This is a genomic window from Pelomonas cellulosilytica, assembly GCF_021353265.1.
GTDB classification, from domain to species: domain Bacteria; phylum Pseudomonadota; class Gammaproteobacteria; order Burkholderiales; family Burkholderiaceae_C; genus Pelomonas; species Pelomonas cellulosilytica.
The window spans coordinates 417956-436453 of the sequence record NZ_JAJTWU010000001.1 but is presented as its reverse complement, the minus strand read 5'-3'; the positions used below and the strand labels follow the sequence as shown (position 1 = coordinate 436453).

At 69.8% G+C, this 18498-nt stretch carries 23 protein-coding genes; 13 read left to right on the top strand and 10 right to left on the bottom strand.

Annotated elements, in window-relative coordinates; genetic code table 11:
- Window positions 1-5 precede the first annotated feature (5 nt).
- Together LXT13_RS01745 and LXT13_RS01740 are read left to right on the top strand one after the other, a co-directional pair.
- Complete coding sequence (locus LXT13_RS01745; protein ID WP_233369880.1) at window positions 6-641, top strand: L-threonylcarbamoyladenylate synthase; 636 nt, start codon at window positions 6-8, stop codon at window positions 639-641.
- A gap of 177 nt (window positions 642-818) precedes the next feature.
- Window positions 819-1091: a hypothetical protein gene (locus LXT13_RS01740; protein WP_233369879.1), complete on the top strand. Its 273-nt coding sequence runs from the start codon at window positions 819-821 to the stop codon at window positions 1089-1091.
- Between the two features lie 94 nt (window positions 1092-1185).
- On the opposite strand, the gene LXT13_RS01735 is transcribed toward LXT13_RS01740, so the two are convergent.
- A complete protein-coding gene (locus LXT13_RS01735; protein ID WP_233369878.1) occupies window positions 1186-1530 on the bottom strand; it encodes a glutaredoxin family protein in 345 nt (114 codons plus the stop codon).
- A 22-nt stretch (window positions 1531-1552) separates the two neighbouring features.
- Window positions 1553-2452 (bottom strand): polyphosphate kinase 2, encoded by a 900-nt coding sequence (gene ppk2, locus LXT13_RS01730; RefSeq protein ID WP_233369877.1) that lies wholly within the window; start codon window positions 2450-2452, stop codon window positions 1553-1555.
- Between the two features lie 149 nt (window positions 2453-2601).
- Here ppk2 and LXT13_RS01725 point away from each other — a divergent pair, with 149 nt between their 5' ends.
- Window positions 2602-2985, top strand: a complete 384-nt coding sequence (locus tag LXT13_RS01725; RefSeq protein ID WP_233369876.1) for a BlaI/MecI/CopY family transcriptional regulator — start codon at window positions 2602-2604, stop codon at window positions 2983-2985.
- Complete coding sequence (locus LXT13_RS01720; protein ID WP_233369875.1) at window positions 2978-4210, top strand: M56 family metallopeptidase; 1233 nt, start codon at window positions 2978-2980, stop codon at window positions 4208-4210. Before LXT13_RS01725 ends, LXT13_RS01720 begins: the two co-directional genes overlap by 8 nt.
- A gap of 24 nt (window positions 4211-4234) precedes the next feature.
- On the opposite strand, the gene LXT13_RS01715 is transcribed toward LXT13_RS01720, so the two are convergent.
- Entirely contained in the window at window positions 4235-5014 is a 780-nt protein-coding gene (locus LXT13_RS01715) for an oxygen-binding di-iron domain-containing protein (protein ID WP_233369874.1), read from the bottom strand.
- 244 nt (window positions 5015-5258) lie between these two features.
- Here LXT13_RS01715 and LXT13_RS01710 point away from each other — a divergent pair, with 244 nt between their 5' ends.
- Window positions 5259-7274 (top strand): DEAD/DEAH box helicase, encoded by a 2016-nt coding sequence (locus tag LXT13_RS01710; RefSeq protein ID WP_233369873.1) that lies wholly within the window; start codon window positions 5259-5261, stop codon window positions 7272-7274.
- 177 nt (window positions 7275-7451) lie between these two features.
- Here the strand turns inward: LXT13_RS01710 and LXT13_RS01705 are convergent, their stop codons facing one another.
- The 4 genes from LXT13_RS01705 to ybaK all read right to left on the bottom strand — a co-directional run bounded on the left by LXT13_RS01705 (window position 7452) and on the right by ybaK (window position 9663).
- The gene (locus tag LXT13_RS01705; protein WP_233369872.1) at window positions 7452-7805 is read right to left on the bottom strand and encodes a RidA family protein; all 354 of its coding nucleotides are present in this window, start codon (window positions 7803-7805) and stop codon (window positions 7452-7454) included.
- 4 nt (window positions 7806-7809) lie between these two features.
- Window positions 7810-8520, bottom strand: coding sequence for a glycerol-3-phosphate 1-O-acyltransferase PlsY (gene plsY, locus LXT13_RS01700; RefSeq protein WP_233369871.1), 711 nt, complete (start codon window positions 8518-8520; stop codon window positions 7810-7812).
- 55 nt (window positions 8521-8575) lie between these two features.
- The gene (locus LXT13_RS01695) at window positions 8576-9103 is read right to left on the bottom strand and encodes a hypothetical protein (RefSeq protein ID WP_233369870.1); all 528 of its coding nucleotides are present in this window, start codon (window positions 9101-9103) and stop codon (window positions 8576-8578) included.
- Between the two features lie 65 nt (window positions 9104-9168).
- The gene (gene ybaK / locus LXT13_RS01690; RefSeq protein ID WP_233369869.1) at window positions 9169-9663 is read right to left on the bottom strand and encodes a Cys-tRNA(Pro) deacylase; all 495 of its coding nucleotides are present in this window, start codon (window positions 9661-9663) and stop codon (window positions 9169-9171) included.
- 87 nt (window positions 9664-9750) lie between these two features.
- On the opposite strand from ybaK, the gene LXT13_RS01685 reads away from it, so the two are divergent.
- Genes LXT13_RS01685 through LXT13_RS01670 form a run of 4 tightly spaced genes read left to right on the top strand, consistent with a single transcriptional unit; the run spans window position 9751 to window position 11982 of the window.
- Window positions 9751-10299, top strand: coding sequence for a DUF2975 domain-containing protein (locus LXT13_RS01685; RefSeq protein ID WP_233369868.1), 549 nt, complete (start codon window positions 9751-9753; stop codon window positions 10297-10299).
- An 11-nt stretch (window positions 10300-10310) separates the two neighbouring features.
- Window positions 10311-10550: a helix-turn-helix domain-containing protein gene (locus LXT13_RS01680; protein ID WP_233369867.1), complete on the top strand. Its 240-nt coding sequence runs from the start codon at window positions 10311-10313 to the stop codon at window positions 10548-10550.
- Window positions 10551-10594: 44 nt separating this feature from the next.
- Window positions 10595-11326, top strand: a complete 732-nt coding sequence (locus tag LXT13_RS01675; protein ID WP_233369866.1) for a hypothetical protein — start codon at window positions 10595-10597, stop codon at window positions 11324-11326.
- A 5-nt stretch (window positions 11327-11331) separates the two neighbouring features.
- Window positions 11332-11982 (top strand): hypothetical protein, encoded by a 651-nt coding sequence (locus tag LXT13_RS01670; RefSeq protein WP_233369865.1) that lies wholly within the window; start codon window positions 11332-11334, stop codon window positions 11980-11982.
- A gap of 12 nt (window positions 11983-11994) precedes the next feature.
- On the opposite strand, the gene LXT13_RS01665 is transcribed toward LXT13_RS01670, so the two are convergent.
- Both LXT13_RS01665 and LXT13_RS01660 read right to left on the bottom strand, forming a co-directional pair.
- The gene (locus LXT13_RS01665) at window positions 11995-12294 is read right to left on the bottom strand and encodes a hypothetical protein (RefSeq protein WP_233369864.1); all 300 of its coding nucleotides are present in this window, start codon (window positions 12292-12294) and stop codon (window positions 11995-11997) included.
- 58 nt (window positions 12295-12352) lie between these two features.
- A complete protein-coding gene (locus LXT13_RS01660; protein WP_233369863.1) occupies window positions 12353-12883 on the bottom strand; it encodes a GNAT family N-acetyltransferase in 531 nt (176 codons plus the stop codon).
- Between the two features lie 44 nt (window positions 12884-12927).
- Between LXT13_RS01660 and LXT13_RS01655 the strand changes: the two genes are divergently transcribed.
- On the top strand, window positions 12928-13827 hold the full coding sequence (locus tag LXT13_RS01655) for an alpha/beta fold hydrolase (protein ID WP_233369862.1): 900 nt from the start codon (window positions 12928-12930) through the stop codon (window positions 13825-13827).
- 2 nt (window positions 13828-13829) lie between these two features.
- Here LXT13_RS01655 and LXT13_RS01650 read toward each other — a convergent pair whose 3' ends face one another.
- Window positions 13830-14132: a DUF4212 domain-containing protein gene (locus tag LXT13_RS01650; protein WP_233369861.1), complete on the bottom strand. Its 303-nt coding sequence runs from the start codon at window positions 14130-14132 to the stop codon at window positions 13830-13832.
- A gap of 40 nt (window positions 14133-14172) precedes the next feature.
- On the opposite strand from LXT13_RS01650, the gene prfB reads away from it, so the two are divergent.
- The 3 genes from prfB (at window position 14173) to pepN (ending at window position 18495) form a co-directional block, all read left to right on the top strand.
- Window positions 14173-15277, top strand: a protein-coding gene (prfB, locus tag LXT13_RS01645; RefSeq protein WP_233369860.1) for a peptide chain release factor 2 whose coding sequence is annotated in 2 segments (ribosomal slippage) — window positions 14173-14253 and window positions 14255-15277 — 1104 coding nt in all. Because the reading frame shifts where the segments join, the coding sequence is not laid out codon by codon here.
- Between the two features lie 79 nt (window positions 15278-15356).
- Window positions 15357-15800 carry a hypothetical protein gene (locus LXT13_RS01640; RefSeq protein ID WP_233369859.1) on the top strand — a complete coding sequence of 148 codons (444 nt, stop codon included), beginning with the start codon at window positions 15357-15359 and terminating at the stop codon, window positions 15798-15800.
- 31 nt (window positions 15801-15831) lie between these two features.
- A complete protein-coding gene (gene pepN / locus LXT13_RS01635; protein ID WP_233369858.1) occupies window positions 15832-18495 on the top strand; it encodes an aminopeptidase N in 2664 nt (887 codons plus the stop codon).
- The last annotated feature ends 3 nt before the right edge of the window (window positions 18496-18498 follow it).

Sequence of the window (18498 nt, the reverse complement as noted above, 5' to 3'; positions counted from 1 at the left end):
GCCGCATGGCCCAGCTCTTCGAAGTCCACCCCGACAACCCGCAACCCCGCTTCCTGCGCCAGTGCGCGCAGATGCTGCAGGCCGGCGGGCTGGGCGCCATCCCGACGGACTCCAGCTACGCCTTCGTCTGCCACCTCAACGACAAAGGCGCCGCCGAGGCGCTGCGCCGCGTGCGTGGCGTCGACGACAAGCACCACCTGACGCTGCTGTGCCGCGACCTGTCCGAGCTGGCCACCTACGCGATGGTGGACAACCGGCAATACCGGCTGCTGAAGCTCGCCACGCCCGGGGCCTACACCTTCATCCTTCCGGCGACGAAGGAAGTGCCGCGCCGGCTGTCGCATCCCAGCCGCCGCACCATCGGCCTGCGCGTGCCCGATCACCGCGTCACGCAGGACCTGCTGGCGCTGTTCGGCGAGCCGCTGCTGTCCACAACGCTGATCCCACCGGGCGAGACCGAGCCGATGAACGACGCGGCCGACGTCTGCGACCGGCTGGACCGCCAACTGCAGTTCGTGCTGGACGCCGGCGCCTGCCCGGCCCAGCCGACCACCGTGCTGGACCTGAGCCAGGGCGACGAGCCGGTGCTGGTGCGCCAGGGACGCGGCGAGCTGTCACGGCTGGGGCTGCAGCTGGACTGACGCCCCGGCGACGGGCCGGCTGCGCCGCCCGGCCGCAGCTCATCCAACGTTTTTGCAGTTCATCCAGCGCGGCTCGCGCTTGATCGCAGGCGCCTGGAAGCGACCGCCCGTGATGACGAAACTGACTCCATCGAACAAGCAATCACGCGGTTCGAAACCCACCTGAAGGAGTCCATCATGAGCCTGCAAACCACCCTCTTCGCCGCCGCCCTCGCACTGTCCGCCGTCGCCGCCCAGGCCGCCCCGCAGGAAGTCGTCAAGCTGGAGCGCGTCGTCGTCACCGGCAAGGCCGTCCGCGAAGTGGCCCAACTGCCGCGCGTCGTCGTCACCGGCACGGCCGTTCGTGAAGTCGCCCAGCTGCCGCGTGTCGTCGTCGTCGGCTACAGCGAAGCCACGCTGCTGCGCAACGCGACGCTTGCTGCCGCCAAGCCCGCTGGCAAGCGCGCATGAGCGAAGGCGCCCGTTCATGCCAATGACGCCTTTTTGCACCCCCGCCGAGCCGAGTCGCCAGCGCTGCTGAGCAGTGCTGCCGACTCGGTTTGGCCTATTTCATGATGTCGACGATGCGCGCCCGGTCAAAGCCGATGACGCGCTGACCGCGCACGACGAGCGTCGGCGTGCCCACGGCGCCCAGCGCCTGGTAGTCGGCCACACAGGCCGCGTCGCGTTCGATGAAGCACTCGCTGAACGGGACGCCCTGCGCCGTCATCCAGCGCCGCGCCGCCACGCAGTAGGGGCAGGTCTCGGACGAGATCATGCGGATGTCGCCCAGCTTCACCTGCCTCGCCAGCTGCTCGGCATCACCCGCCTCGACATGCCCCCGCCAGGCCGATGAAACAAGCCAGGCTACGGCGACCACGACGATCAGCGACCACGGGGGCGACTTCATACCCCGATGCTAATCCGCGGCTTCAGTACACCTCGGGCACGATGAGGTCGTCCGGCACCGGATGGCGGATGTAGTCCTCGCGGCGCTCGCGGGCCGGCAGCTCGATGTCGGCATGCGGCACTTCCTCGTACGGCATCTGCGACAGCAGGTGCCGGATGCAGTTCAACCGCGCCCGTTTCTTGTCGTCCGCCTTGACGACCCACCACGGCGACTCGGGAATGTGGGTGCGTTCCAGCATCACCTCCTTGGCCTTGGTGTACTCCTCCCAGCGGCGGCGCGACTCCAGGTCCATGGGGCTCAACTTCCACTGCTTCAGCGGGTCGTGGATGCGGCCCAGGAAGCGCACGCGCTGCTCGTCGTCACTGATCGAGAACCAGTACTTGATGAGCTGGATGCCCGAGCGCACCAGCATGCGCTCGAACTCGGGCGCGGAGCGGAAGAACTCCTCGTACTGCTCGTCGGTGCAGAAACCCATGACACGCTCGACACCGGCGCGGTTGTACCAGCTGCGGTCGAACAGCACGATCTCGCCGGCCGCCGGCAGGTGCGACACGTAACGCTGGAAATACCACTGCGTGCGCTCGCGGTCATTGGGTGCCGGCAGCGCCGCGACGCGGCACACGCGCGGGTTCAGCCGCTGCGTGATGCGCTTGATGACGCCGCCCTTGCCCGCCGCATCGCGGCCCTCGAACAGGATGACGACCTTGTGACCCGTGTGGACGACCCAGTCCTGCAGCTTGACCAGCTCGCTCTGCAGCCGGATCAGCTCGCGGAAGTAGCGCTGGCGCTCGCTGCGCTCGGCGCCGTCGCTTGGCGTCAGGCCGTAGTCGCGGTCCTCCAGCTCAAGCTCCAGCTCCTCGTCAAAATCGTCCTGCAGGTCGCGGTGGATGCGCTTCACCAGGTCTTCGTCAATCGGGCTCACGGGCAGGCCTCCCGGCCGCGACGGCGGCCACTGCCGCCAGCGTACGCGCCCCGCGTGGCAGCGTCGTGACAAGGTAAAGCCCGGTGGCCAGCACGCTTGACGACATCGTTTACAGGCGTAATCATGCTTCACCGTTTACAGCCGTAATCATGGACAAGATCCCATCTCCCGCCATCAGCGACGCTGAAGCCCAGGTCATGCGCCAGCTGTGGCAGCGCGCGCCACAGGCTGCCGACGAGATCGCCACAGCCCTCGGCCCGCAGCACGGCTGGGCGCTGGCCACGGTCAAGACGCTGCTGAACCGCCTGTTGAAGAAAGGCGCCGTGACGGCCGAGCGCGACGGCCGGCGCTTCCTGTACACGCCGGCCGTGCCCGAGGACGCCTGGGTGGCGGACACCGGCCTGTCGCTGATCGACCGGCTGTTCGGCGGGAGGCTGGCGCCGCTAGTGGCGCAGTTCGCGTCGGAGCGCCGGCTCGATGCCGAGGACATCGAGGCGCTGAAGGCGTTGCTGAAGGAGCAAGGGCATGCCTGAGCGCCTGCTGGGCCTGTTGCTCACCCAAGCCGTGCTGCTCAGCATGGCCGTCGCGCTGCTGGCTCTGCTGCGCCTGCCGCTCGGTCGCCTCGGCGCCGGTGCCCGTTACGCCAGCTGGCTGCTGGTGCCCGCGCTGCTGCTGACGGCCGCGCTGCCCCGCCCTGCACACGAACCGTTGACGCTGGCCTGGCATGCGGCCGGCGCATCCGTGATGCCCGCGGCACCGGCCCCGCCGACGCCGTACGGTCGGCCATCCGTCGCCTGGCTGGTGCTGTGGCTGGGCGGCGGGCTGATCGTCGCGCTGCAGCACGCCCGCCGTCAATGGCGGCTGGCGCGCCTGGGCGACCGGCTGCCCGCCGGCTGCAGCCCGGCCCTGATCGGCCTGTTCAGGCCGAGCGTCGCCCTGCCGGCGGACTTCGAGATGCGCTTCACGCCGGCCCAGCGGGTCCTCATCCTGGCGCACGAAGAGGTGCACAGCCAGCGGCTGGACAACCTCTGGAACCTGCTGGCCTGCGGCCTCGGGGCGCTGCACTGGTGGAACCCGCTGGCCTGGTGGGCGGCGCGCCGCATGCGGGCGGACCAGGAGCTCGCCTGCGACGCTGCCGTGCTCGCGGCACAGCCCGATGCCCGTGCCGACTACACCCAGGCCCTGCTGGCCGCCCACGATCTCCGCCACCTCGGCGCGCCGCTGGCCAGCCGCTGGGGGACGACCCACCCGCTGCTGGAAAGGATTGCCATGTTGAACCGCCCTCGTCGTCTGACACGTGTCAGCGCTGCCGCTCTGGCCACGATCCTGCTGGCTGCAGCCGGCGCGGTCTACGCCGTACAGGGCGACGCGCCACCCCTTGATGGGCGGCTGGTGTCACTCAGGCTGGAGCTGAGCTATCGCACGGGTAATGGCGACGACAGCCGCACCCGGTCCACGAAGGCGACGTTGCGGGTGCACCCGGGCGAACGCGCCCTGCTGATGCTCGACGGCCGCCCCGATGCGCCTGCGCCGGATCAGGTGGCGGTGGCGATCGTCGCCAACGACGTGGGTGACGACAAGATCGAGCTGCGCGCCGAGCTGAGCAAGGGCGCCCCGCTGAACATCGTCTCCCGCCCGCGGCTCGTCACGCGCAACGGGGTCCAGGCCCTGATCGAGCTGGGGCGAGAAGACCCGGTCGCCAGCGAGCATCTGTCGCTGTCGATCACGCCGACGCTGCTGGCCGACGCGAAGCCCTGAACGCCTGCTCGCTACGGGCGAGCCTCAGACCGGGATGCGGTAGTTCTCCGGCCCGAACAGGTCGATGCCGCATTCCAGCTGCTCGATCCAGTCGATGAACTCGCCCACGGCGGCGCCCGCCATCGGCGAGCCGTGCTGCGGCACGATCATCGAAATGTCCAACTGCCGCACCATCGCGGCCCACAGGCGCAGCACCTTGTTGCTGACCATGTAGCGACGGTGGAAGCCTTCCATGAAGGGGATGTGCGAGGCCAGCGACGTGACGCGGTGCTCCGGGTCCAGGCCCCGGCCGAGCGAGGCGCCGAGGTCACCGGAGAACAGGATGCGGCTGACCGGGTCGTAGAACTGGAAGTTGCCCTCGGCGTGCAGGAAGTGCGCCGGCAGCGCCCACAGGTCGAAGCGGTCGTCGCCCGTGCCCAGGCGCAGCCGCTCGCCGCGGTCGGGCAGGCCCACAACGCGACCCGTCGTCTTGCCTGGCTTGCAGAAGTGCGGCGCGAAACGCTCCCACAGCCGCGAGATGTAGACCGGCGCCTCGGTCGACGTCATCCAGCGATCCAGCGACGCGATGATGTCCGGGTCGGCATGCGAGGCCAGGATGGCCGCCAGCTTGTGCGGCGGGAAGGAGGCCGACATGCCGAGGTACAGCTCGTTGTAGGCCAGGTTGCCGCCCGGGTCGAGGATGGCCCCGGTGCCGCCGTTGACCAGCAGGAACTGGTTGGACTGCACGGCGTCGCCGCCCTCGTCACCGAGCCGGGCGAACATCACACAGACATGCCGCCCCTGGCGGAACAACTCGATGGACATGCAACAGCCTCGGGCAGTGGTGGTGGTGGGGCTGGAGCCTAAACAGGCGAAGCTGCGGAGGGCTTGTCCAAGATCAAGGCGTTTCCCGATCACGCCGCCTCCGGCTGGCGGCGCAGCGGCCCCGGAGTGTCATGCCGCGTTGCACCGGCAGCCGCCGCCGACCGCCTGGATCACCTCGGCGGCCGGCCCCGACGCACACCCCTTAAAGTCGCGCCCCCTTCACTGCTTCGAGACCTTGCCCGCTATGAGCCTGCCCGACATCCGCGCTGCGCTGGGCGCCGAGCTGTCGGCCACGCCCGAGTACTACGACTTCAAGGTGCTACACGCCGAGCGCGACGGCAGCCTGTGGCGCGTCACGCTGGAGCCCGGCTATGTGTTCGCGGAAGGCCAACGGCCCGGTGCCGCGTCCGCACAGGCGCTGCTGGACGACAGCCTGGACGGCGCCGCCGCCTGGTGGGGCGCCCCCGCGAAAGGCGGCGCCGGCGTGCTGGCCGTCGTGGCCGAGGACGACCAGCTCGTGCTGCAGAACGCCAGCAGCCCGCCACCGCCCGCGGGCAACCTGATCCGGCTGTACCCGACGCGCTTCCTGAACGCCGTGGCCGATGCCTGGGGGGACACGCCGTGGGCCGAGCAGGCCATGGCCTGCCTGCCCGATCTGTCGGCCCCGCAGCCGCTGCGCCACAGCGCGCCACTGACCGGCGAACCCTTTCGCTGGCTGCGCCCGGCCCAGCGTGCGGCGCTGGCGCTGAGCGGGTTCAGCAGCGGCTTCCTGTGGGGCCCGCCGGGCACCGGCAAGACGACGACGCTGGGTGTGCTGCTGGCCGAGTACCTGGAGCGCCACCCGCACGCCCGCGTGCTTCTGCTGTCCACCACCAACCACGCCGTGGACCTGGCGACGCTGGCCGTCGACAAGGCCTTGCAGAAGGGCCGCCGCGAACCGCTGCGCACCACGGTGCAGCGCCTGGGTACACGCTTCGACGCTGCCGCCTACGAAGGCCGCGAGCACCTGCTGCCGACGCAGGACCGCGACCTCATCGCCCGCCTGGCGCGTGCCGAGGCGTCTCGGCCGGCCAGCCGAGACGCGCACGCCCTGAAGGCCTGGGCCGACCGCGTCGCCTCGCTGCGCGACGAGCTGCGCGCGTCGTCGCTGAAGGTGCTGCAGCGCTGCCGCCTGGCCAGCATGACCACCACGCGCGCGGCGTTCACGCTGAAGACGCTGCGCGAGCTGTCGCCCGACGGCGAGCCACCGTTCGACCTGCTGGTGTTCGACGAGGCCAGCCAGGTCAGCCTCGCGCACGCGCTGGTGCTGATGCCGCTGGGCAAGGCACGGCTGTTCGCGGGCGACCCGCAGCAGCTCGGGTCAGTGCAGCGCAGCGAGGACCGGCTCGCACGGCGCTGGCTGGGCCGCTCGGCGTTCGCCGAGATGCCGCGCGGCGGCCCGGCCGTGGCGCTGCTGGACGAGCAGTCGCGCATGGCGCCGCCCATCGGCGAGCTGGTCAGCCAACTGTTCTACGACGGCGCCCTGCGCGTGGCGGACGACGCGCGCGCCTCGGCCGCCTGGCAGGCCAAGCGCGCCCGCACGCTGGGCGACATCGGCGCCGACATCCATGTGCACGTGCACCGCGTGAAGGCGGATGGCGGCTGGGTGGCGGCGGAGCGCGGCCCGGTGCGGCGCGAGTCGGCCGAGGCGATCACCGAGCTGCTGGCGCAGGCGCTGGCCAGCGGCGAGTGGCAGCCGAACGAGCTGATCGTGCTGACGCCGTTCCGCGCACAACGCGCGCTGATCCGCCAGCGGCTGCGTGCGCGCGGGCTGCCGGAGTCGCTGCGCGTGAGCACCGTGCACCGCGCACAGGGCAGCGAAGCGCCGGTCGTGCTGTTCGACCCGGCGGACGGCAGCCAGCCCTTCCTGCGCGACGAGGCTGCACAACGGCTGCTGAATGTCGCGCTGAGCCGTGCGCAGGCTAAGCTGGTGCTGTTCGTGTCGGCGGCCGATGCGGCAGGGCCGCTGCTGGCGCCGCTGATGCAGCGGCTGCGGCTGGCGGGCGACACGCGAGCGGCCACGCCGCTGCTTGCGCTGGCGCGGCAACCCGGCTTTCCGGCCAATGCCCTCGGCCAGCGGGTGAGCGCGGGGCGGCACGACGGCGAGGTCGTGCGCGTCAGCCCGGACGGGCAACAGTTCTGGATGGTCAACGCCCGCACGGGCGCCGAACAGCTCATCGATACGGCGTTCTGGCGCCAGCGCGCGAAGGACGGCGGCTGACGGTAGGGCTCAGCGGGGGGCAACCGCAGCGCCATCGGGGACTTCAGCCGTGCCTTCGCGAAGCTGCCCCGGCGCTGCGGCAGAAGCGCTGGCAGCCAGATGAAACAAGGGCGGCCCGCCCGGCGTCTCCGACGCTGGGGTGGGCGCCCTTGCCAAGGCGGATTCGTCGCCCGCCGCTCAGACGGCTGCCGTCACGACGATCTCAATCTTCCACTCCGGCCGCGCCAGTGCGGCCTGCACGGTGGCGCGCGGCGGCGTGTGGCCGGGCGAGACCCACTGTTCCCACACGCCGTTCATCGCGGCGAAGTCGCCCAGGTCGACGAGGAAGATTTGAGCGCGCAGGATGCGCGACTTGTCGGTGCCGGCGCGCGCCAGTAGCTTGTCGATGGCGGCGAGCACCTGGGCCGTCTGGCCTTCGATGCCCTGGCTGCCGTCCTCGGCCACCTGGCCGGCCAGGTACGCCACGCCGTTGTAGACGGCCATCTCGGACATGCGTTGGCCGACGTCGTAGCGTTCGATGCTGTTGCTCATGAGATCACTTCTTTCGTGCGGGATGGTGATGCGAATGCCCGGCCGGCCTCGGGCCGGTGCCGTGCGGATGCTTCTTGCTGGTGCCCGGTGCCGGCGCGGCGCCGGCGGCCTTCTCGCCAAACTTGCTTTCCGTGCCGGCCAGCAGCTTCCTGATGTTGGCCTGGTGGCGCCATACCAGCAGCAGGCCCATGATGATCAAGGCCAGCGCGGTCGGCCCGGCTTCCCAAATGAGCAACTGATACATCGGCGCAAACGCGGCCGACACGATGGCAGCGAGCGACGAGTAGCGCGTGAAGAACGCGATGATGAGCCACGTCGCCAGCGTCGCGACACCCAGCAGCGGGTTCAGGCCGAAGATGACGCCGGCTGCCGTCGCCACGCCCTTGCCGCCCTGGAAGTGGAAGAACACCGGCCACAGGTGCCCCAGGAAGGCGGCCACGCCGACGAGGGCCATCGTGCCTTCTTCCAGGCCGTGGGGCGCGCCCCAGAGGTGGACGGCCAGCACGGGCAGGTAGCCCTTGAGCGCGTCGAATATCAGCGTCAGGATGGCCGCCGCCTTGTTACCCGAGCGCAGCACGTTGGTGGCGCCGGGGTTGCCCGAGCCGTAGGAGCGCGGGTCGGAGAGGCCCATCGCACGGCTGACGATGACGGCAAAGGAGAGCGATCCGATCAGGTAGGCAGCAAGCGCCGCAAGCAGGGGGAGCACGTTTTGCATGGGGCGGCATTGTCGGGCAGGTCATCCGCCCCGGCGACAACGCCCGGCCGCACCGTCACTGGCCGAAGTACGGCCCGTCGCCACGCGCATGGGCGAAGGCCGTCTGCGGCGCCTCCACGACGATGCGGTCGCCCAGCAGCTCCTGCAGGAAGCCGATGACCAGCGACTCGGCGGCGGCCCGCCACTGCGGCTGCACCTCGCGCCAGCTGCCGTCGTGCAGCATGAAGCGGTAGATGCGGTGGCCCGCGGCGCCGTAGACCACCAGATGCGCCAGATGCGCCAGCGACACCTCGGCCCGGCCGCGCGGGCCCGCGCCATGGAACACGAGCGCGCCGCCCGCCACCCGCACGAGCGCCTGGCCGCGGGGGCCATTGCGCCGCCACTCCAGCGCGGAGCGCAGCCCGAGGCCAAGGGCCAGCCCGACCGGCACGCTGAGGCTCATCCAGGCGCCGCCCCTGCTGATCGTGAGCGCGATGATCACGGCGATGGCGCCGCCAACCAGCACCGCCTGCAGCCATGCCGGTGGCAGCGGCTGGTAGATGCCGTCCTTCTCCTTCGACAACGCCGGAAACAGCAGACTCATCGCTCCCCCCGAGACACCCCGTCGGCACTCCGTCGGGCGTGGCAGTAAAGCATAGTGACGGCCTGTCAGCCGGCGTTGGCGCAATTCACCGGCTGCGCGGCCAGCAGCTCGGTCAGCACCTTCGGCTCAATACCCACGAGATAACCCCGCCGTCCACCGTTGATGCAGATCTTCGGCAAGGCCAGGATGCTCGCCTCCACGAACACTGGCATCGCCTTGCGCACGCCGAACGGCGACGTGCCGCCCACCTGGTAGCCGCTGTGGCGCTGGGCCACGTCGGGCTTGCAGGGCTCGACCTTCTTGCACGGGATCTGTCGGGCCAGCTCCTTCAGGCTGACCGTACGGTCGCCATGCATCAGCACGATGAGCGGCTCGGCCTTCTCGTCCTGCATGACCAGCGTCTTGACGACGGCGTGCTCGTCGACGCCCAGCTGGCGGGACGATTCGGCCGTGCCGCCGTGCTCGACATAGTCATAGACATGCTCGGTGAACGTGACGCCGGCGCGCCTGAGCGCCTGGGTGGCCGGGGTTTCGCTGACGTGGCTGATCTTCTTGCTCATCACTTCATTTTCGGGGTGTGGCTGCATTCTGTCGGGCGACAACGAATTATTGTTTTACAGTAAGTTTTTGGCTTGCTGCAGCGCTTCATGTCCGACTCCTTCTCCGCCGAAGGCCTGCGTCGCATCCGCCGTCTGGCCTGGATCGTCCGGCTGATGTGCGTCGTCGGCGCGCTGTTCATCGGCAGCTTGCCGTTCTTCTTCTGGGCACAGCCCGACTGGGTGGCGGCCGTGGCGGCCAAGACCTGGGGGCTGACGACGATGCAGCTGGACATCGGCGCGCGCCTGTGGGCACTGGCGGCGTCCCTGCTGCCGACCTCGGCCTGCGTGTTCTCGCTGTGGCAGATGTGGGCGCTGTTCGGTTGCTTCGCCCAGGGCGAGCTGCTGGCCCGCCGTCCGGCCCAGCACCTGCGCCTGCTGGGCCTGGGCCTATGCACACTGAGCGCCGCGCAGCCGCTGGGCCAGACGCTGGGCATCCTGGCGCTGACGATGGGCAACCCCGCGGGCCAGCGGCAGCTGTCGTTCAGCCTGTCGTCCGACCATTACCTGGCGCTGCTCTTCGGGCTGCTACTGCTCGCGCTGGCACAGGTCGTGCACGAAGCCGCCCGCGTGGCGGACGAGAACGCTGGGTTCATCTGACAGAGCGTCCCATGCCCATCGTCGTCACCCTCGACGTCATGCTCGCGCGCCGCAAGATGCGCTCGCGCGAGTTGGCCGAGCGCGTGGGCATCACGGAGGCCAACCTGTCGCTGCTGAAGAGCGGCAAGGTGCGCGGCGTGCGCTTCGACACGCTGTCGCGCATCTGCGAAGTGCTGCAGTGCCAGCCGGGCGACCTGCTGGCCTGGGAAGCGGGCCCCGAGCCGCCGGCCGCCAACGACGACGCGCCCTGACCCCCTTCACGCTCTTTCAACGACGCTCCACACAACTCACCGCCATGAGACTGCTTCCTCCTCTGCTGCTGGCCCTGCTCGCCCTCACCGCCCGTGCGCAGGACGCCGAGACCGTGCGCCTGCCGCCGGTCAGCACCGACCTCAAGCGCGACGCGAGTGCGTTCCCGTACAAGCAGATGAACACCGTGCTGGCCAAGCTCGCGCGCTACGGCGAGGGGCTGGTGCGCATGGACTTCCGCATCGACGCCGAGAAGGCCGGCATGCCGGCGGGCCAGCAGCGCGTCGTCGTGCGCAGCGACGAGGCCGACTACCCGATCCGCATCGGCGACGACGGCGTCTTCTCGATGCCCGTGCTGCCCGAGACCGAGGCCGCGACGGCGGACCTGGCGACCAACGTGCCCAAGGGCAAGCTGAACGTGCGTGGCACGCTGGAACTGAACGTCACGCCTGAACAACTGGACATGGCCAAGGTGCGCCAGCTGATGCGCGTCGCACGCCGGCTGCGCGAGGAGATGCTGCCTTGGTACCTGCGCCCGCTGTTCCCGCGCATCCAGGCCGTGCGCGTCTGCAGCAGCACACCTACGTGGGAGCTGGAATGGCGCGAAAACGGCCAGCTGCTCGGCCTGCCGCTGCCCGTGGCCGCCGGCGAGCGCGACCCGGAGACAAAGAAGGACGCGCCCGCCAAGCCCTGCGCGCTGCTCACCGGCGAGGAACGCTGGCCGGACGCCGCCCGCCTTATTCCACCGCCGGGCACGCGCATCAGCGTCAAGTACTGATCGCCATGCACCACCGCTGGGCCGCCCGGACCTTCGTCGTCGCGCTGCATGCGGGGCTGCTTGCGGCGCTGTGGTGGCACCGGCCGCCGGCGCCGGATGCACCGCGCGAACGGCGGCTCACGGCCGTGCGGCTGATCCCGCCACGCGCGCCTGTGCCGGCCAGGACGCCCACTCCGCCGCCGAGGACGTCACCAGCTGCCGCACCTGCCGCGCCGCCCCGCCCCGCGCCCATTGCCAACGATGCGGCCGCAGCGCCCGCCGAAGCCACGGCGCCGGCAGCGCCTCCGGTCGCCCTGCCACCGCCCGCCGAGCCCCCGCGCACGACGCTGCGGCTGACGCTACCGCCCGGCTACGCGGCCTCGGCCAACGCGGCCCGCAATCCGGCACTGAGCGACCCACGCAGCAACACGGCCCGCCTGACGCTGGAGGATCGCATCGGCGACGCCACCGGCGGCGCGGGCGCCTGGGTAGAGGAATCCACCAGCGAGAACCGCGCCCAGTCCGTCGGCGCGCTGGGCGAATACCGCACCGTCATGCGCCGCGGCGACACCTGCATGGAAGTGTTCCGCTCGCGCATTACCGACAGCGATCCGTTCAACGGCAACGTCGCGCCGCGGGCCGTCAAGACGGTGGGCAAGCCCTACAAGTGCCGCTGACGCGGCGCGGCGTCAGCGCGATGCGGCCGAGGCGGAGCCGTCGCCACTGGTGGGCGGCACGGCGCCCCCCACGCTGGCGCCGCCGTCCTGGTTGGGCGTGACGGCCCCCACCGCGGGCGGCGCCTGCGGATGGTCGGACGCGCCGCGCAGATCGGTGCTGGGCGCCACCTGCGACGCCGGTTCGGCCGGCGTGGGCACGGGCGTGGGCGGCACCTCGCGGCGGCAAGCGCCGAGCAGCACCAGCAGGCCGGCCAGCGGCAGCATCAACGCGCGGGGGGACGCGCGGCGGCGGGAAATAGGCAGGGCGAACATGGCGTGCTCCTCGGGTGGCAAAGGCCGCCCGCACGGCAATCGGCGTGCCGCAGGCCGGCTACAGCCCCAGCCAGGCCGACGGCGACCACATGCTTGGCCGGTCGCCGTCGCTGTAGCGCTCCAACGCGTCGCCGGTCAACCGGCAGATGCGCCACTCGGGCAACACCTCCGCGCCCAGCTTCTCGTAGAACCGGATGGCGTCCTCGTTCCAGTCCAGCACGGTCCAGTCAAAGCGACCATAGCCTCGCTCGCAGGCCAGCCGCGCCAGCTCGATGAGCAAAGCCCGGCCCAGGCCGCTGCGGCGGTGGGCGGGGCGCACGTACAGGTCTTCCAAGTACAGGCCCGGCTTGGACAGGAAGGTCGAGAAGTTCTGATAGAACAGCGCGAAGGCGACCACCTCACCGCCGATCTCGCCCACCAGACATTCCACCGCCGGCGTGTCGCCAAACAGATGCGGCGCCAGGCTCTCGGGCGAGACCTCCAGCAGGTGGGTCAGGTTCTCGAACTCGGCCAGTTCGCTGATCAGTTGGACGATGGCGTGCAGGTCGCGCGGCTCGGCGGCGCGGATGTCGTGACGGGGTGCGGGCATGGTGCCCGCATTGTCCGCGGACTGGGGTGTCCTACAGTGCGGATATGACTCATGTCTATCCCCTACGTCGCTCCTCGCGCAGTGAATTCCTGACCCTGCGCGGCCTGCGGCACCATGTGCTGCGCTGGGGTCAGCCCTTGCCTGGCCAGCCGCCGCTGGTAATGCTGCATGGCTGGATGGATGTGGCGGCCTCATTCCAGTTCGTCGTCGACGCGCTGGCCGGCGAGCGCGAGATCGTCGCGCTGGACTGGCGCGGTTTCGGCCTGAGCGACCGCGCCGGCGCCGACTGCTACTGGTTCCCCGACTACCTGGGCGACCTGGACGCGCTGCTGGACCGGCTCAGCCCCGGTGCTCCGGTGGACCTGCTGGGCCACAGCATGGGCGGCAACGTGGCGATGAGCTATGCCGGCGTGCGGCCGCAGCGCATCCGCCGGCTGATCAACCTGGAGGGCTTCGGCATGCCGGACGTGGCCTCCGCAGCAGCGCCCGAGCGGCTGAACCGCTGGCTGGACGAGCTGAAGGCGCCGCCCGAGCTGCGCCCCTACGCCACGCTGGCTGCCGTGGCCGAGCGGCTGATGAAGAACAACGCCCGGCTCACGCCCGACAAGGCCGCCTGGCTCGCCGGGCACTGGGCGCGCGAGACGGCCGAGGGCTTCGTGCTGAATGCCGATCCTGCTCACAAGCTGGCCAACCCGGTGCTGTACCGCAAGGACGAGGTGCTGGCCTGCTGGCGGCGCATTGCCGCGCCGGTGCTGTGGGTGGAGGGCAGCGAGGACCAGCTCGCGCGCTTCTGGGGCCGGCGCTTTCCGCGCGAGGACTTTGAGGCGCGGCTGGCCGAGGTCCCGCAGGTGCAGCGCAGCGTGCTGGCCGACGCTGGCCACATGCTGCACCACGACCAGCCCGAGGCGCTGGCCGCGCAGATTGACGCGTTCCTGGCTGGGTAAACCTAGGTGGATCGTCCCGTCATGCCGCCTTCGGCGGCCGGTTCGGCGTGGGTCACCTCCACCTCCAGCCGACGCATGCGCCAAGCGTAGACGACGACGATGACACAGAAGCCGATCAGCGCGCCCTGCGAGGCCAGCCAGAAGGCCAGCGGCCAGCCGAACACCTCCACGCTGAGCTCGCGGGCAAACACCACCGGCGCGAACGCAATGACGGCCCAGGCCAGCAGCAGCCCCACCGTCAGCCGGCGGGCGCGGCGCCAGTAGGTGTCCCGCGATGCATCGCTCATCACAGGATTCTGGCCCATGTGAAAATCCGCGTTTTTCCGAAGAAGCACGAAGCTCCTCATGGACATCGAACACATCAACCAAATCGGCAACCTGCTGGCCGACCTCTCAGCGCGCACCGACGCGCTAAGGGGGTATCTTTGACTTCGACCGCAAGGCACTGCGCCTGAACGAAGTCAACGCCTCGCTCGAGAACCCGAACGTCTGGAACGACCCGAAGCGCGCCCAGGAACTGGGCAAGGAAAAGCGCACGCTCGAAGCGGTCGTCGAGACGATCACGCACCTGAGCAGTTCGCTGGCCGACAACGCCGAGCTCTTCGAGATGAGCAAGGAAGAAGGCGACGAGGCCGGCATGCAGGCCATCGAGGAAGACGCCAAGACGCTGCAGGCCAAAGTCGAGGAACTCGAGTTCCGCCGCATGTTCAACAACCCGGCCGACCCGAGCAACTGCTTCATCGACATCCAGGCCGGTGCCGGCGGCACCGAGGCTTGCGACTGGGCCGGCATGCTGCTGCGCCAGTACCTGAAGTACTGCGAGCGCAAGGGCTTCAAGGCGACCCTGGAAGATGAGACGCCCGGCGACGTGGCCGGCATCAAGAGTGCGACGATCAAGGTGGAGGGCGAGTACGCCTTCGGCCTGCTGCGCACCGAGACCGGCGTGCACCGCCTCGTGCGCAAGTCGCCGTTCGACTCGTCCGGTGGCCGGCACACGTCGTTCGCATCGCTGTTCGTCTACCCCGAGGTGGACGACTCCATCGAGATCGACATCAACCCGGCGGACGTCCGTACCGACACCTTCCGCGCCAGCGGCGCCGGCGGCCAGCACATCAACAAGACCGACTCGGCCGTGCGCCTGACGCACATCCCGACCGGCATCGTCGTGCAGTGCCAGGACGGCCGCAGCCAGCACAGCAACCGCGACGTCGCCTGGCGCCGCCTGCGCTCGCGGCTCTACGACCATGAGATGAAGAAGCGCATGGAAGAGCAGCAGAAGCTGGAAGACACCAAGACCGACGTCGGCTGGGGCCACCAGATCCGCTCCTACGTGCTGGACCAGAGCCGCATCAAGGACCTGCGTACCAACTACGAGACCTCCGCCACGCAGAAGGTGCTGGACGGCGACCTCGACCCCTTCATCACCGAATCGCTGAAACAAGGCGTGTGACGATGAGGCCCGCACGCTCGCCGCGCTCGCTGCTCCCTCTGGGGATGCAGGCGCCTGTCGGGCGGTCGGGCGGGAAGCCATGAAGGCCGGTTTTGCGCTGGCCATGGCCATCGCCATCACCGGCCAGGTGCTCTACCACTTCATGCAGAAGCAGGTGGCGCCCGGCGCCCACCCTGTGCTGGCGCTGATCGCGTTCTACGCGGGCGCCGCCGTGATGAGCCTGCCGCTGTTCGCCCTGTTCCCGCTGTCCACGCCGCTGCCGCAAGCCGTGGGCGAGCTGGGCGGCGCAGTGTGGGGCGTGGCGGTCGCCATCGTCCTCATCGAACTGGGCTTTCTGCTGGCCTACCGCGCTGGCGGTAGCCTCTCCAGCGCCTTCGTGCTGTCGGCCTCGGTGGTGACGGGCGCGCTGCTCGTCATCGGCCTGGTCGTCTTCAAGGAGGCCGTGAGCCTCAAGCAACTCGCCGGCCTGGCCCTGTGCCTGGCCGGTATCTGGCTGTTGTCGGGCAACCGCGCAGCGCATTGACCCTTCCCTTCCCCCCACAAGGACGCCCCTCATGCGTGAAGGCACCGCCCCCCTGATCCATCGCCTGGACTACCAGCAACCGGCGTACTGGATCCGCCAGGTCGACCTGACGTTCGACCTCGACCCGGCGAAGACCCTCGTCACCAGCAAGATGCAGGTTGAGCGCAACCGCGCCGTGCCGCACGGGCCGCTGCGCCTGCATGGCGAGGAACTCAACCTGCTGCGCGTGCTGATCAACGGCGCCGGTGTGTCGTTCCGCCAGGAAGGTGCCGAGCTGGTCGTCGACAACCCGCCAGACGAGGACTTCGCGCTCGAGATCCGCAACACCTGCTGCCCAGACAAGAACACCGCGCTGTCCGGCCTCTATACGTCCGGCGGCAGCTTCTTCACGCAGTGCGAGGCCGAGGGCTTCCGCCGCATCACCTACTTCCTGGACCGGCCCGACGTGATGGCCGTCTACACGGTGACGCTGCGCGCCGATGCAACGAAGTACCCGGTGCTGCTGTCCAACGGCAACCTGGTGGAGACCGGCACGCTGGACAACGGCCGCCACTTCGCCAAGTGGCACGACCCCTTCCCGAAGCCCAGCTACCTGTTCGCCGTCGTCGTGGGCGACCTCGTCACGCGCGAGCAGCGCATCCGCACCCGCGCCGGCAAGGATCACCTGCTACAGGTTTACGTGCGCCGTGGCGACCTGGAGAAGACCGAGCATGCGATGAACAGCCTCATCGCCTCCATCGTCTGGGACGAGGCGCGCTTCAAGCTGCCGCTGGACCTGGAGCGCTTCATGGTCGTCGGTGTGTCCGACTTCAACATGGGCGCGATGGAGAACAAGGGCCTGAACATCTTCAACACCAGTGCCCTGCTCGCCTCGCCGGCCACGGCGACCGACGCCGACTTCTCGCGCATCGAGTCCATCGTGGCGCACGAGTACTTCCACAACTGGACCGGTAACCGCGTCACCTGCCGCGACTGGTTCCAGCTGTCGCTGAAGGAAGGCCTGACCGTCTTCCGTGACCAGGAGTTCAGCATGGACATGGCCGGCAGCCTGTCGGCCCGTGCCGTCTGCCGTATCCAGGACGTGCGCGGCCTGCGCGCCATGCAGTTCCCCGAGGACAGCGGCGCGATGGCCCACCCGGTGCGCCCGGACAGCTACAGCGAGATCAACAACTTCTACACCGCCACCGTCTACGAGAAGGGCGCCGAGGTCGTGCGGATGTACCAGACGCTGGTCGGTCGCAAGGGCTTCGAAGCAGGCATGAAGCTTTACTTCGAGCGCCACGACGGTCAGGCCGTGACCTGCGACGACTTCGCGCAGGCGATTGCCGACGCCAACCCCGGCTCGGCGCTCGCGACAAGGCTGGACGCCTTCAAGCGCTGGTACTCGCAGGCCGGCACGCCGCGCATCACGGCCCATGGCGAGCATGACGCCGCGGCGCGCACCTACACGCTCAAGCTCACGCAGCACACGCCCGCCACGCCGGGCCAGGGTGACAAGCAGCCGCAAGTCATCCCCATCGTCACAGGCCTGCTGGACCGCCATGGCGCGGCCCTGCCGCTGGACGCCTCTGGCGCCACGGAAACCGTGCTCGTGCTGGACCAGGCCGAGCAGACCTTCACGTTCGAGAACATCGACAGCGAGCCCGTGCCGTCGCTGTTGCGCGGCTTCTCGGCTCCGGTCGTGCTGGACGACGGCCTGTCAGACGCCGCGCTGCTGGTGCTGATGCGCCATGACAGCGACCCATTCAACCGCTGGGAAGCCGGCCAGCGCCTGGCGCTGAACCGCATCCTCGCGGCGCTGCGTGGCGGCCAGCCGCTGCAGCTCAGCAATGCCTTCATCGAGGCCATGCGCGGCGTGCTGAACCACCCCGAGCTGGATCCGGCGTTCAAGGAACTGGCGCTTACGCTGCCAGGCGAGAGCTACATCGCCGAGCAGCTCGACGCTGTCGACCCGCAGGCCATCCACGCGGCCGTCATGGCCGCGCAGCAGCAGCTCGCCGCCGCGCTGCGCGACGACTGGGCCGCGGCCTTCGAGGCCAACCAGATCCAGGGCGGCTACACACCCGACCCGGTGTCGTCCGGCAAGCGCGCGCTGGCCAACCTGGCGCTGTCCATGCTGGTGCTGGATGCCCGCGCCAGCGGCGACGCCGTCTGGCCCGGCAAGGCTTACCAGCGCTTCAAAGATGCGTCCAATATGACGGACCGCCTGGGTGCGCTGGCCGCCCTCGTCAATGCCCATGCGGAGCTGGCGGCGCCGGCGCTGGAACGCTTCCACGCGCTGTTCAAGGACGACGCCCTCGTCATCGACAAGTGGTTCGCGCTGCAGGCTCGTGCACCCGAGGCGGACGGGCGAGTCTTCGCCCGCGTGAAGGCTTTGACGAAGCACGCCGACTTCACGCTGAAGAACCCCAACCGCGCGCGCAGCCTGCTCGCCTCACTGTGCATGTTCAACCCGGCCGCCTTTCACCGTGCCGACGCGGCGGGCTATGTGTTCTGGGCCGAGCAGGTGCTGGCCATCGACGCCATCAACCCGCAGCTCGCCAGCCGCGTCGCCCGCGCGATGGACCGCTGGGCCCAGTTGGCCGAGCCCTATCGCAGCGCAGCCCGCGAGGCCGTGGCCCGCGTCGCCGCCAAGCCCGACCTGTCCCCCGACGTGCGCGAGATCGTCGAGCGCGCCCTCGCCTCTGGAGCCTGAACC

Coding starts and splice junctions, on each gene's coding strand:
- LXT13_RS01665 (WP_233369864.1), bottom strand. CDS start 12,294: ATGTTCGCCCTGCCTATTTCCCGCCGCCGCGCGTCCCCCCGCGCGTTG.
- LXT13_RS01720 (WP_233369875.1), top strand. CDS start 2,978: ATGCCTGAGCGCCTGCTGGGCCTGTTGCTCACCCAAGCCGTGCTGCTC.
- LXT13_RS01660 (WP_233369863.1), bottom strand. CDS start 12,883: ATGCCCGCACCCCGTCACGACATCCGCGCCGCCGAGCCGCGCGACCTG.
- LXT13_RS01650 (WP_233369861.1), bottom strand. CDS start 14,132: ATGGGCCAGAATCCTGTGATGAGCGATGCATCGCGGGACACCTACTGG.
- LXT13_RS01725 (WP_233369876.1), top strand. CDS start 2,602: ATGGACAAGATCCCATCTCCCGCCATCAGCGACGCTGAAGCCCAGGTC.
- pepN (WP_233369858.1), top strand. CDS start 15,832: ATGCGTGAAGGCACCGCCCCCCTGATCCATCGCCTGGACTACCAGCAA.
- LXT13_RS01745 (WP_233369880.1), top strand. CDS start 6: ATGGCCCAGCTCTTCGAAGTCCACCCCGACAACCCGCAACCCCGCTTC.
- LXT13_RS01735 (WP_233369878.1), bottom strand. CDS start 1,530: ATGAAGTCGCCCCCGTGGTCGCTGATCGTCGTGGTCGCCGTAGCCTGG.
- LXT13_RS01680 (WP_233369867.1), top strand. CDS start 10,311: ATGCCCATCGTCGTCACCCTCGACGTCATGCTCGCGCGCCGCAAGATG.
- LXT13_RS01675 (WP_233369866.1), top strand. CDS start 10,595: ATGAGACTGCTTCCTCCTCTGCTGCTGGCCCTGCTCGCCCTCACCGCC.
- LXT13_RS01640 (WP_233369859.1), top strand. CDS start 15,357: ATGAAGGCCGGTTTTGCGCTGGCCATGGCCATCGCCATCACCGGCCAG.
- LXT13_RS01685 (WP_233369868.1), top strand. CDS start 9,751: ATGTCCGACTCCTTCTCCGCCGAAGGCCTGCGTCGCATCCGCCGTCTG.
- LXT13_RS01655 (WP_233369862.1), top strand. CDS start 12,928: ATGACTCATGTCTATCCCCTACGTCGCTCCTCGCGCAGTGAATTCCTG.
- LXT13_RS01670 (WP_233369865.1), top strand. CDS start 11,332: ATGCACCACCGCTGGGCCGCCCGGACCTTCGTCGTCGCGCTGCATGCG.
- plsY (WP_233369871.1), bottom strand. CDS start 8,520: ATGCAAAACGTGCTCCCCCTGCTTGCGGCGCTTGCTGCCTACCTGATC.
- LXT13_RS01715 (WP_233369874.1), bottom strand. CDS start 5,014: ATGTCCATCGAGTTGTTCCGCCAGGGGCGGCATGTCTGTGTGATGTTC.
- LXT13_RS01695 (WP_233369870.1), bottom strand. CDS start 9,103: ATGAGTCTGCTGTTTCCGGCGTTGTCGAAGGAGAAGGACGGCATCTAC.
- LXT13_RS01705 (WP_233369872.1), bottom strand. CDS start 7,805: ATGAGCAACAGCATCGAACGCTACGACGTCGGCCAACGCATGTCCGAG.
- LXT13_RS01740 (WP_233369879.1), top strand. CDS start 819: ATGAGCCTGCAAACCACCCTCTTCGCCGCCGCCCTCGCACTGTCCGCC.
- ybaK (WP_233369869.1), bottom strand. CDS start 9,663: ATGAGCAAGAAGATCAGCCACGTCAGCGAAACCCCGGCCACCCAGGCG.
- LXT13_RS01710 (WP_233369873.1), top strand. CDS start 5,259: ATGAGCCTGCCCGACATCCGCGCTGCGCTGGGCGCCGAGCTGTCGGCC.